Raw genomic sequence first — 13,445 nt, forward strand, 5'->3', positions numbered from 1 at the left:
AATTTATTGTGTGATGAAATTAGGACATAGCGCTTCTGCATGTACACCAAAAAACTGTACAATAACTAGACAACACATATCCCTATCCTATTCAAATAGATTTGCCCCCATTTGAAAAAATAAACCGGGGCGGAAGCCATACAACCGCCCCAGTTTTAAATAAACTATTATATGATTTATGGTCTTAGTTCTACTTCGGTAACTGTCCAATCATCCATATAGAAAGTGATTGATTCAGCATTGCCTGCATTACTTCCTCTGATAACTGGGCTAATCGTAGCATCAGCACCAAAACTCTCGAAGGTGGTTCGTGCATAAATCCATTCGCCAGTAGCAGTAGTTGACAAGAAATTGAACCTTCCAGCACCCCAGTTTGTCGCTGGTTCATAGAAGAATATTAAGTTTGGCACCTCTCCAGCCATATCATCGATATTGCCCAAGGACTCTACATAAATCCAAACACCTATTTCGTAAGTTTTACCACTCTTCACATCAAATGTGAATTTATTTCCATCAGCATCAGCGTTAGAGATTATCATACCGCCGGCTGGTTGCATAGTAACTTTAGCGCTCTTGTTACCAGAGTGTGCTCTCACAGAACCTACTGCCAGTGTATACTGATCCCAAGGAGCTCCCCACCACTGGTATGGCCAATTGGTATTACCATCAGCTGATGCCTCAAAGTCATACTGCACACCAGAACTTTCGCCTGCCAACACATTAGTACCTGGCTTAAAAGTCATCACCACATCAGCAAAAGCATCTGCAGTCACTAAGTCTGTGGTTTGCATCACTCCAGGTGTATAAGAGACTGTAACTACATCATCTCGATAAAATCGCTCCCCTTCTAATGTCAACAAAACCAATGTACCATCATTAGGATCAACAGAAACGCCAGAAACTGTCGGAGAAAATACAACTCCGCCATTTGCGATACTCACTTCAAAATCTGTGGCATTGACAGAGTTAGGATCTATCTCCCTACTAAATGATAACTCAACCATATTTCCACGATCCTGAACAGCATCTAAAGTCACAGGGTCAGTTGATGGAATCACCTCTATAAAATCAGTAAACGCAATTGTATCACTTCCATAAGGTCTATCCCTATACCCGATAAACTGTATATCAAAAGTGCCTATCTTTTTGTATTGCACATTTGTTTCATCAGCAGTACCATCAGCCATTTGATTGCCATCGTATTCGACGACAGAGGGAGACCCTCCACCAAATGTCCAATATAACTCTTGTGGTGCACCTTCAGCTAGGTAAGTAAACCTTACAATTTTACTGGCCGTCACCTGGTTTTTAGCTCCATCAGACAAAACCAACTCTGCACCAACTGTCCCGTCATCATTGATATGGTGAGCAGTAAAGCCCATAGATACTGAGTCCAGTACTGTTACCATAATGGTCGTGTCGTACGAAGAGTTCAATACATCCTCTCCTACGAAAAAATCACCATCAAACTCTTGGTGCAATTTCACCTCATGCATACCTGGCTCGCTAAACACCACTTTGATGTTAGACTGATCAGAAGCGGCCACACTATCATCAGACACGATATAGCCTATACCTTCTGGAACCACCCATTCTCTGGACACTACACCTGAAGAAACATCCCCAAATGAGATCTCCCCATGTACCTGTACCTGATTAGCAAATGTAGTTTCAGAACTGTAAACTACGCTATTCTTCGCTCCAGCATTAGGAGCTTCATATTCCTTGTCGCAGGCAGTCATTCCTAGTAAAAGGAATGAAGCTGCAGCGATATATTTCAATAAATTTTTCATTGCTAAATTCTCTTTAGTTTGACTTACAATCCTAGGCCTGCATTGATCTGCTTCTCTCCAGTCGGTATTGGAAAGTAGTTATCACTAGCTGTATAGCTACCTGCCGATACCGCATAATCAGGACGAATCCTCTCAGTAATCATCAATGGAGGTTGACCCTGAATGGCAGCAAGGTTATTTTCTCTCCAAACTTCATCTGCACGAAGCGTAGTGAGCTGATTGCTTACAATATCCCATCTCACTAAGTCCTTCCATCTGTGGCCTTCAAAGCACAGTTCAATAGGTCGCTCGACTAGCATGATGTGCGTAAGTAGGTTATCAGCTGTCGGAGCTACCATATCAAAGGCTCCGTGCACCTGAACACTTCTATGCATAGCAGGGAAGGTATTGGCATTATCATCTAGGTATTGCTGAATAGTCAACACGCCAGCTCTACTTCTTATCATATCGATATAACTTATGGCTTCAGCCACCGCTGCGCTTCCCTGATCATTCAAGATAGCTTCAGCATACATCAGTAGTACGTCCGCATATCTGATATGTCTAAAGTTGATACCTGAACGCTGGTTTCCATCCTCGATATCCAAGTGATACCAGTTGGAAAATTTCTTCACATAAGCACTCTGCCCAAAAGCCCATCCTGGTTTGTCTCCAATCGGCAAGCCATAATATTCACCATCACCGTTGATTGGTACAATGCTCGCATACATACGCTGAGAGAAAGTAAAACCATTGTTTACAGTTTTAGAAGGATCGATTTCATCATACACCATCAATTCATGGAGATAATAGGAAGAAAGTACCGTGTTGTAGCCTCCAAAATTGAGCTGAGCCATAGAAATGTTCAATGCCGTAGCTTCCGATCCCGTCTCACTTGGAGTATCGTCTATTGTATTTCCATTCACTCCTGGTTTTAGTACGTCAGAATAACTCACTTCGAAAATTGATTCACTATTGAATTCATTTTCATGTGTAAAGTTGTCCATATAGCTAGCTGTCAAACTATAGATTTGTGAATCGATGACTTCTTTGAACTGTACCGCAGCTTCGGACCAACTCTCATCGTATAGGTACACCTTACCCAATAGCGAAGTAGCGGCACCCCACGAGACTCTACCCAAATCATCTCCCGTCCAAGATATTCCTTCAAGGTTTGCCTTTGCGAATTCCAAGTCTGGTACTATCACCTGAGTCGTCACTTCATCGATAGATTCGAATGGCTTCTCAAAATCCTCATCGGTCACTGGCAGGGCAGTATGGATCACTGCGCCTCCGTAGGTATGAGCAAGTTGAAAGTAAAAGAATGCTCTCAAAAACCTCGCCTGTCCGATGACTAGGGCTTTCTCTTCATCTTCAATATCAGCATCTGCTATATAATGAAGCACTTGATTGGCTCTAAAGATACCGATATACAGCTCGTTCCATTTATTCTGTACATGTTCAGTCGCATCAGTAAAATTAAGCTCACCAAATGGGCTCTGAGGATACCAATTTTCTGTACCTGCCAAGTCGCCTTGTACCATCTCATAACTCAAATTACCACCACTTACAGATGGAAATTGAAGCGCACCATAAACGGTATTCAGCGCTTTCTCAAAATCATCGCTCGTTTCCCAAAACACCTCTGTAGTGATGGCATTTGGATTCACCTCTGTCAAAAATTCGTCCTCATTACAACTCATATTGAGCAGGAAGACAGGTATCATTAATATATATATAAGTTTCTTATTCATCTTTCTACACATTTAGGATTAAAACTGTAGTTGTAGACCCGCCAAGAATTTTCTTGTAATCGGGTAGTTCCCTTGATCAACACCTCTAGTGAACAAACCATCACCACCGACCTCAGGGTCATACCCCCCATAGTTGGTAAAAGTGAATGGGTTTTGAGCAGTGAGATAAAATCTCAACTTGTTGATCTTATCATTAAACACACGTTTTGGAATCGTGTAACCCACTGTAATATTTCTGATTCTCAAGTAAGTACCATCCTCTAAAAAGAAATCAGATCTAGCACGCGTGTTGTTGTGTTCCTGATTACTTCTAGCCATAGGTATATCAGAATCAGCATTTTGCGGAGACCACATGTAGTATAAGTCCTTGTGACGAGTTGTGCCATATGCATAAAGCTTTGCTCCGTTGTACACTTCTGCACCATACGAGTAATAAGCCTGCACATAAAAATCAAAACCTTTGAACCCGGCATTAAGCATTAGCCCCGCCTCAAACTCTGGCATACCAGACCCTGCATATACTCTATCCGCATCGTCTATGGTGCCATTACCAGCATCAGGTACTCCATCACCGTCTGTATCCACTGTCAGCTGATCCTTGTACATCATGTCTCCCATCATTGCGCCTGGATCCAATAGCTTGTATTCATCCAATTGCTCTTGGTTTTTGATTACTCCTTCATGCTCCAGTAGGAAGAATGCTCCACCTTCATATCCTTCAGAAAGGAAAGTAGTAAAATCAGTTCTTTCGCCACGTGAAGTAACTGGACGTCCACCACCGTATGCAATCCCTTCCACTCCATTCAAATCTGTTACTTCATTCACATTTTTAGTGAAGGTACCGTTGACACTCCATGTCAAACCAAATTCTGTTTCGTCTCTGTATCCCAGTGCTAGTTCAATACCTTTGTTTTGCATATTTCCCGCATTGATAGTACGTACATCGTACGCACCAATCGCACGTGTCTGCCAGGTACCTGACGATGGCGCTAGCCTTTCTGACAGTAACATATCCTGCTTATCGTTCAAGTAGACATCTGCATTAAAATTCAATTTGCCTTCGAACATGTTCATATCCAAACCGATATTTCTAGAAATAGTGGTTTCCCACTGAATCAACGGATTAGCGTATCGTCTTTGAATAGCACCAATACCGAGAGTCTCTGCGCCTTCTGGGCCAAATGGGTAGTCGATACCACTTTCGATAGTCGCAGCATACTGATATGGAGCAACGCTCTGGTTTCCTAACTCAGCATAACTTCCTCTCACTTTCAAATTGTTGATAAAGTTGAGCCCTGCGTTTTTGAAGAAATTTTCTTCGCTGATATTCCAACCTGCTGATACTCCATAAAATGTATTGTATCTATTTTGCTCTCCGAAAATAGAAGAACCATCGTATCGAATGCTGGCAGACATCAAGTACTTTTCGTTGTATCCATACTGGACACGAGCCATTTTACCTACGATGTTCTGAGTGGATTCTGTACCTGTTGGTTTAGTGCCTGTAGTTCCTGCACCGAGTACTTTGGTATCATTACTCAATAGGCCTACTACACCCACACCCGTATTTTTATTTTCGAAGTTTTCGTAAGACAATACCAAAGTGGCTCCCACGTTGTGTTTACCAAACTGACGGTTGAATTTCAAAATGTTTTCAAGCGTGTTTTTGGTAGAAAATATATACTCTTCATTAAGCAATGCATTTAGGGTAGAACCTGCAGGCTGCAGTCCTCCATCAATACTATAAGCCAGATACTGAGGTCGGAAGAATTTTCTTCTGTAATTCCAACTATTACGTCCTAGATTCACCTGAAAGCTCAATCCTGGGATGAACTCATACTCAAGGTTGATTGCCATATTATTGCTATTGACAATTCTATCGTCTTCGTTTTGCAGCTGTCTAGCCAAATAACCAAACTGAATAGGATTGTCAGAAGGGACTAAAACTTCATTGGTTCCAATGTTTTCTATGTCATTAATCCCTCTTTGCCATGGTTTTTGAACAATGGCCAGCTCATACAACGCCCAAGGCTCCTGCTCTGTGTTCTCTTGGGTCATAGCCAGAGTAGCAAAAGCACGAAACTTATTCAGTTTGTATTCACCACTCAAGCGCGTAGTAAAACGATCATAACCAGAATTGATCAACACCCCATCTTGCTCAAAATAGTTGGCATTTAAACTGAAGGTGAGGTTTTCTTGTCCTCCGCTCACGTTGAGGTTATAACTCTGCATTTTGGCATTGTCATTCTGTACATCCCCTACAAAGTCCGTATCATAATCCAGAGCGTCTGGAGTAAACTGGAAAATCTGTGGTTCCTGCCCTATTGCTTCCAGTCTTACTTCCTCCACGTACATTTGCTCCTTTGTATTCATCAAAGGAGTCCCTGAGGTAATGTTTTGAACCCCTCCGTATGCAGAAAAATCAACTTGCATACGACCTGCTTGTCCTCTCTTGGTCGTGATCAAGACTACTCCATTAGAAGCCCTTACACCATAGATAGCCGCCGCAGCTCCATCTTTCAATACTTCGATAGATTCGATTTGCTCTGGAGCAACGTTAGGATCACGCTGGTAAGGGACGCCATCTACGACATAGAGTGGACCCAATGCACCTGCGCTAACCGAACCAATACCTCTAATCTGAACATTTGATTTTGCACCTGGACGGCCACTGGCTGCTTGCACGTTTACACCCGCAATTTGTCCCTGCATCGCATCCCCAATATCCGGAGTAGCATTTTTCAACAGCTCTTCAGATTTGATCGAGGCAACTGCTCCAGTTACTTCTTTCTTTTTCTGAACCCCATAGCCTACTACTACCACTTCGTCCAGTTGCTCCACATCAGTGACAAGACCTACGTCAATACTTGATCGTCCTCCTATCAGTACATCTTGTTTCAAATAGCCTATATAGCTAAACACAAGAGCTTCCGCATCAGCTGGCAACTCCAAACTATAGTTACCATCCAAATCTGTAACAGTACCGACAGTCGTACCTTTTACCATCACGTTGACCCCCGGAATCTCCGAGCCATCCCCATCATCTGTCACTTTACCTACTATTTTGGATTGCGCGTGGACTAGATTGCTCATGCCCATACACATCACTAAAAAGAGGCAACATTTCATTAATGTAAATAGTCTTTTCATTCAATTATGCTTTAGTTAATAATAAATAGTAATCCGACAAAACCGAAACACTCTGAACAGTATTCGACAGATATATTTGACCTTATCGACAAATCAAATATGGAATATATCATAACTTTATCCTTACTTTGGCACTATACACAAACTGAACAAGGGGTATTTTTTTGAAGAAAAAAACTAGACAATACCATGAAAGAAAAAACATTAGTAACTGATATACAACTAATTAACAATAACAAAATACACATAATAGCACCAAAACAAACTAGACAACTATTACTTACACTTTGTCTTGTCATGGGGACACTTTGTACAGTCTATTGTCAAGATTTTCAAAAAAACAGTACCGATTCACTAGCTCACCAGCTACTAGACAAAGCGCTTGAACTAAAATTTCAGAACCCCGATAGCTCTACTCTACTCTTCAAGATGAGTCAAAACAAATTCATCCAAGCCAAGGATACTGTAATGCTCATCAAGTGTATCGTAGAACTCTCAGATCTATATGCTCACAATGGTAATTTCAGTGCATCCTACGATGGGTACTGGGAAGCACTCACCCTAGCCGATGCATTAGACAATCAAATGGCCAAAGCCTCCATCGAGTCTGGCCTAGGGTGGCTTTACATACTATACCAAAGAGACGAATTGGCAATTCTCAACTTCAATAAATCCCTACAGATACGAAAGGAACACATCGAAAAAACAGGAGATAGCCAAGAAGGGCTCATCTCGGGATACTATCCATTAGCCTCGTTATATCGAAAAAGAGGGCAGTATAACCTAGCCAAAACCTACCTAGACAGCTGTAGCTTCATCAAAGTAAATGACCCGACACAGCCATTTGGATCTGCATTTATCACTGCAGAACTCGGCTATATTCGTTTTCTAGAAGGGAAACCAAATGAAGCCTTAAAAATACTCCTCCCCATCAATGCACACCTTACCCAGTATCACCATTACTATTTGGTCATGTATCATTATTTCTTAGCGCAATGCTATCAGTCCTTACATCAATATGGGTTAGCTGATGAATACTACCTCAGTGCCATTTCAGCTGGTATCAAACACAAGAGTCATGCTGATCTACTTCCAGATGTGTATGAGACCTACTCCGATTTCTTATTCGAAACGGGAGACCCCAGCAAGGCCTACGAAATGCTTAAAAAAGCGAAAGAACAAACAGAGCGTCAATTTGGTAGTCGTAGTGAAAACAACAAATTCCTTCTTGAAATCAAAGATGAGTTTCGAATAGCAAAAGAGAAACAACTGCAACAACTTCAGGAACAAAAAATAAAACAGTTTGAACAAGAGGATAAAATATGGCGACTAAAATCCTATATTCTCTATGGCACGATTGGTTTCATGGTCATTCTCATTTTCCTGATATACCGATTTTTCCGTTCTAAGTATAAAGCCAAAAAGAGACTTCTCGACGAAAAAAGGACCCTTGAAAGACAAAAATCAAGAGAAGTTCTAGAGGTCAAAAACAAAGAACTCACAGCTTCCGCTTTACAAGTTATCCAACGAGAAGAAACCCTCGAAGAACTCAAAAAACAACTTAATGAGCAAAAAGAAAATCCAGACAAAAACAAACTCAACAAACTCGCAAAAAGCATCAATACCACTACTAGCAATGACTGGAAGGAATTCGAAGCACGCTTTATATCTGTCAACAAAAGATTTTATAAAAACCTGCAAAACCAATACCCTAACCTCTCCCAAAGCGATAAGAAAATCTGTGCCCTCATCAAACTAAATTTCAGTAGTAAGGACATGGCAAAGCTTCTAGGAATATCAGTAGAGAGTGTACATACGACTAGATACCGCCTTAGAAAAAAAATGAACCTCGACAGAAGTGATAATTTGGAGGAGATGATTGCGGGGATTGAATAGTCAGTTTTTCAACACTGACTGAGTCGTCTAGACGTTAATTGTTGCATTAGTCCCCTGACATCAATAATTGTATTTGACATCAGGGGGTTAATTTTACTGGGAACTATACCAACTGAAAAATTTTATCCATGGGCACCCACTTTTGCCCCTCATCGGCCCAGGGCAAGGGTACCTGAAACTGATCCATTAGAGACTCCCATTCTTGCACCTTGGGGTTACCCGCATCCATTTCAGCTTTTAGATCTGGATCAAACGTTTGATCTACTTCCATAATCATAAAGAGACGGTTGCCCGTACAATATATCTGCATATCCAAAATCCCAGCAGACTTGATGCTATCTGTGATCTCTGGCCAAGCATTCCCTGACGCATGATACGCTTTATATTTTGAGATGAGCTCTTGATCATCCTTGAGATCAAGAGCCAAACAGTATTGTTTATTTTGATTCATTCTTTTCTTTTGAGATTTCACCATACATCGCCACTACAGCCAAACATACCAAAGGCACGATAAACGCAAAGTTCACCTCTGGTATCCAGCCCAAAACATCGACATCTGTGAGTCCAGACCCTCCCATGTCCAGAATCGTACCGAATAGCAGCGGGCCAAATGACCCACCTACGATGGCCATCACCAAGCCAGCAGATCCTATTTTCGCTTCGTCTCCCATATCCTTGAGCGCTATTCCATAAATAGTTGGAAACATTATTGACATGAACATGGATGTCATCACGAGTGCAAAAAGTCCAGGCATACCTCCTGCCAATATGGTCACGAGCAAACAAACCACTCCTCCAATACCAAAAACATGGAGCAACTGAGCTGGCACAACCCTCTTCATCAAGGCAGTACCTATCCATCTACCTGCTAAGAACATGATCATGGCCGCCATGTTGTACCACGTAGCAGTCACCTGTTCATCTGAAGGCAAACTAGCATTCAGGTGATCTACATACTGATAGATATAAGTCCAGCACATAATCTGAGCCCCTACATAAAACATCTGTGCTACTACACCCAGTACATACCTCTTGTTCTGAAACAACAGACCAAAAGAGTCTCCTAGCTTCATCTTTTGATGTTCACCAGTAGTTGGAATTTTGGTCACGATCACTACCACTAAAATGGCAAGCACCACTACTCCTAAGCCGATGTACGGCAAACTAATCACTCCGAGATCATTGACTCGTATGGCAGCTTTATCGGCAGCAGATAGCAGATCGTAGCTTTCTGGAGAGTATCCCGACGAACGCAGCGTCCCTATCACCAAAACCTGCGCCATCAACATCCCTGTCAGAGAGCCTATAGGGTTAAAGGCTTGGGCAAGATTGAGCCTGCGTGTAGCTGTTTCTTGATCTCCCAACGCCAGTACCAGAGGATTAGAGGTTGTTTCTAAAAAGGCCAATCCACAAGTAATTACCCAAAGAGAAATCAAGTAAAACTCAAAACTCTCCAATTGGGCAGCAGGGTAAAACAAAAAAGCACCTACTGCATAAAAAGAGAGACCTAGTATGATCCCAGCCTTGTAACTAAATCGACGAATAAACAACGCCGCTGGCATAGCCATAAAAAAGTAGCCAAAATAAAAGGCAAACTGAACCAATGACGCCTGGGTATTGGACAGTTCGGGCATCACTTTCTTAAATGCCGACACCATGGGATTGGTCAAATCATTGGCAATCCCCCAAAGTGCAAAAAGAGAGGTAATAATGATAAAAGGGAAAAGGTACTGCTTTGATACTACGGGTATCTTTTTCATAATATTTAGTCTTTCTGTAAGTGTTTGATTTAGTGAGCAGGTAGCAACGCTCTATCGAGATGCACATAGCCTCCATCCACAAATATGTGCTGTCCTGTGGTATGAGAGGATAGTTCAGAAATCGTAAACAAAGTCTGATTGGCTATCTCTACTGGCTCAGTCATTCGGTTGCCAAAAGGGATCTTATCCTTGATTGAATTCAACTTCTGCTCACCATCCTCCAGTGTCTTGATCCAATCTTCATAAGCTGGTGTATAACTTTCGGATATAATCAGGCAGTTGACTCGTATATCATATTGGATCAGATCCACTGCCCATTCACGGGTTAGCGCCAGTACGCCTCCCTTTGATGCGGCATACCCTGAGGTTCCTCCCTGACCTGTATAGCCTACTTTAGAACCAATATTCAATATATTACCTTTCGACTGCTTCAACCATGGCAAACAATATTTGGTCATCAGAAAATAACTAACCATATTGAGTTTGAGTGAATCCATGAAAGCCTCAAGTGATTCCTCCAAACCTGCCCCATCATTCACTCCGACGTTATTGATCAACACATCAATTCTACCGTACTTTTCGCCCACTGCTTCTATGGCAGACGCTATCTGCTCTGGCTGGGTTAGGTCTGTCGCTATGAACATAGCATCTCCCCCTTTTTGGTTTAACTCCTCCACATAGCCTTTTCCCCTCGTGTTACGATCCACGATGATTGGAATAGCTCCCTCTTCTGCTAATTTTCTCACAATCGTCTCCCCGATACTACCTTTCATACCAGCACCTCCAGTGATCATGACTACTTTATCTTTCAATTTCAAATCCATTATTTCTTTCATTTGATACCATAAAACCTCACGGCATTCTCCCCATAAATCTTACTCTGATCAGTAAGGCTGTAGGATGCAAAATACTGATCCACGACTGACTTAATCACCTCATAAGTACCTCCCAACAGGCACACCGGCCAATCCGAACCATACATAAGCCTATCCACCCCAAAGGCATCTACCACTACATCTAGATACGGTACAAAATCATCATACGTCCAGCGAGTCCAATCTGCTTCGGTAACCATACCAGATAGCTTACACATCACATTGTGATGACTTGCTATCTGCTGCATATAATCCTTCCATTCATCAATCTTACCCGCTTTGATATAAGGCTTGGCGATGTGATCAATCACGAAAGGTTGCTCGGGATGTCGCTCAATTGTCTCCAATGCAGCCTTCATCTGAGTAGGAAAGATTAAAACATCATAGGTCAGCCCATAATCCTTCAATTGCGCCAATCCCCTTTGAAAATCCTCTCGAAGCATAAACTCAGGGTCTGGCTCATCCTGTACTACATGACGCACGCCTACGAACTTTTCATTTTTCGAATAATGTGCTAGTCTGCTTGCTACGTCTGGCGATCGCAAATCGACCCACCCCACTACTGCCTTGATAAAATCGTATTTGACAGCCATATCTAACAGAAACTCTGTCTCTGTCTCCGTCTGATCAGCCTGTACAGCAACTGATCCTTCGAGACCGCTGTGAATCAAAACATCTCTAAGATCAGAAGGGAAAAAATCCTTTTGAATCACTGCCATTTCAGCATTGATCCAAGCATGTTTTTTGGTATTATATTGCCAAAAATGTTGGTGTGAATCTATTCTCATGATTTGAGTAGTTTTTGTATGTTTCCGTCTAATATTTCACTCAAATATCTCGCAACGGTATTAGTCAGGTTAGCGATCTTATTCAAGTCCTGCCCCCAAAACTCTTGATTGCCCAGAAAATCGCTCGACACCTTCGTCAGTGATGCTTCATCATTGTATGCCGACCAAACTTTATCTGCAAAATTGATCACTGCCTGGTCATCGTTTCGCTCAATAGACTTACCAGCTACTTCTCCACGATAAAATGCAATGAGTGCTGCCAGTGATATACTCAATTTCACAGGCAGAGAACCTTTTCTCTCCACATACCCCAACAATGATGGCAAGACCCTTGTTTTAAATTTGGACACTGAGTTAAGCGAAATACTCATCAGCGCGTGCTTGAGATATGGATTTCTAAAACGATCTAGTACGTCGTTGGCAAATGATCTCAACTCTTCGTCTGGAAGATCCAGAGTAGGGCATATCTCTTCAAAGATGGCCTGACGAATCCACTCTCCAAACACCTCATCCTCCACTGACTCTCTCACATACTTGATCCCATAGAGATAAGCTACAGGTACCATAGTCGTATGGGCTCCATTGAGAATACGTACCTTTCGTGTACGATAGGGCTCCATATTGTCTGTAAAGACGACATTCAAACCACAAGCTTCTGCTGGGAATTCCTCACGGAACTGCTCTGCCCCTTCTATCACCCAAAGGTGAAACTGTTCCCCTTCTACGACCAACTGGTCCTTGTACCCCAATTGCTGAGTAATCTCGTCCATTTTGTCTTTGGGATATCCTGGCACGATACGATCTACTAGTGTGTTGGTAAAAACATTGTGTTTTTCTATCCAGTCCTTAAATGCACCAGACAGTTGCCACTCCTCTACATACTGCAGGATGATACGCTTCAGGTTGTCACCATTTCTATCGATCAGTTCGCAAGGGATGAAGATCAATCCTTTGTCTGCTGCTCCCTCAAAAGCCTCGTAACGTTTGTGCAACAACAAAGTCACCTTGGCTGGAAAACTACTCGGTGGTGTATCATGGATCGAATTATTCTCGTGATAAGCAATTCCTGCTTCGGTAGTATTAGACAGGACAAACCTAAGGTCAGGATTGTCTGCTAGTGCCATATACTCCTCGAACTGCCTATAGGGATCCAACCCACGCTGAATACAGTCTACTATCTCGTGTTCGCTGACAGCCTCTCCGTCTTTGATCCCGTTGAGGTATACAGTGTAAAGACCTTCTTGCTCGTTTAACAATGGTACCAGCCCCTTGTCAATAGGTTGTACAGCAACTACACCTCCATCAAATCCAGCCTTTTGATTCATCTGATGAATCATCCAGTCGGCAAATGCTCGGAGAAAATTCCCCTCTCCAAACTGCACAATTCTTTCTTTATAGCTCTTCGTTTGATGTGTTGATCTATTTAATTGTTTCATTGTTTTCATTCGTT

Annotated in this window: 9 protein-coding genes; 1 reads left to right on the top strand and 8 read right to left on the bottom strand. The window is 42.2% G+C overall.

The features are described 5' to 3' along the window. Positions 1 to 176: 176 nt before the first annotated feature. The 3 genes from BGP76_RS09015 to BGP76_RS09025 are packed head-to-tail and all read right to left on the bottom strand — an operon-like array spanning position 177 to position 6,619. Positions 177 to 1,793, bottom strand: a complete 1,617-nt coding sequence (locus BGP76_RS09015) for a hypothetical protein (protein ID WP_119844415.1) — start codon at positions 1,791 to 1,793, stop codon at positions 177 to 179. Between the two features lie 23 nt (positions 1,794 to 1,816). Beyond that, entirely contained in the window at positions 1,817 to 3,526 is a 1,710-nt protein-coding gene (locus tag BGP76_RS09020) for a RagB/SusD family nutrient uptake outer membrane protein (RefSeq protein WP_221409867.1), read from the bottom strand. Positions 3,527 to 3,544: 18 nt separating this feature from the next. After that, positions 3,545 to 6,619: a TonB-dependent receptor gene (locus tag BGP76_RS09025; RefSeq protein WP_255416091.1), complete on the bottom strand. Its 3,075-nt coding sequence runs from the start codon at positions 6,617 to 6,619 to the stop codon at positions 3,545 to 3,547. Between the two features lie 486 nt (positions 6,620 to 7,105). Here BGP76_RS09025 and BGP76_RS09030 point away from each other — a divergent pair, with 486 nt between their 5' ends. Continuing rightward, positions 7,106 to 8,572 (top strand): hypothetical protein, encoded by a 1,467-nt coding sequence (locus BGP76_RS09030; protein WP_158584187.1) that lies wholly within the window; start codon positions 7,106 to 7,108, stop codon positions 8,570 to 8,572. A gap of 103 nt (positions 8,573 to 8,675) precedes the next feature. Here the strand turns inward: BGP76_RS09030 and BGP76_RS09035 are convergent, their stop codons facing one another. The 5 genes from BGP76_RS09035 to BGP76_RS09055 are packed head-to-tail and all read right to left on the bottom strand — an operon-like array spanning position 8,676 to position 13,431. Beyond that, complete coding sequence (locus BGP76_RS09035; protein ID WP_073124333.1) at positions 8,676 to 9,023, bottom strand: L-rhamnose mutarotase; 348 nt, start codon at positions 9,021 to 9,023, stop codon at positions 8,676 to 8,678. After that, positions 9,010 to 10,332: an L-fucose:H+ symporter permease gene (gene fucP, locus BGP76_RS09040; RefSeq protein ID WP_119844419.1), complete on the bottom strand. Its 1,323-nt coding sequence runs from the start codon at positions 10,330 to 10,332 to the stop codon at positions 9,010 to 9,012. Before fucP ends, BGP76_RS09035 begins: the two co-directional genes overlap by 14 nt. Before the next feature lie 29 nt (positions 10,333 to 10,361). Beyond that, entirely contained in the window at positions 10,362 to 11,156 is a 795-nt protein-coding gene (locus tag BGP76_RS09045) for an SDR family oxidoreductase (protein WP_119844954.1), read from the bottom strand. An 8-nt stretch (positions 11,157 to 11,164) separates the two neighbouring features. Continuing rightward, the gene (locus BGP76_RS09050) at positions 11,165 to 11,995 is read right to left on the bottom strand and encodes an amidohydrolase (protein ID WP_119844420.1); all 831 of its coding nucleotides are present in this window, start codon (positions 11,993 to 11,995) and stop codon (positions 11,165 to 11,167) included. Further along, positions 11,992 to 13,431, bottom strand: a complete 1,440-nt coding sequence (locus BGP76_RS09055; RefSeq protein ID WP_185146842.1) for a tagaturonate reductase — start codon at positions 13,429 to 13,431, stop codon at positions 11,992 to 11,994. Before BGP76_RS09055 ends, BGP76_RS09050 begins: the two co-directional genes overlap by 4 nt. Between the last annotated feature and the right edge of the window lie 14 nt (positions 13,432 to 13,445).

This window comes from Reichenbachiella sp. MSK19-1, assembly GCF_003590315.1.
Classification (GTDB): domain Bacteria; phylum Bacteroidota; class Bacteroidia; order Cytophagales; family Cyclobacteriaceae; genus Reichenbachiella; species Reichenbachiella agariperforans.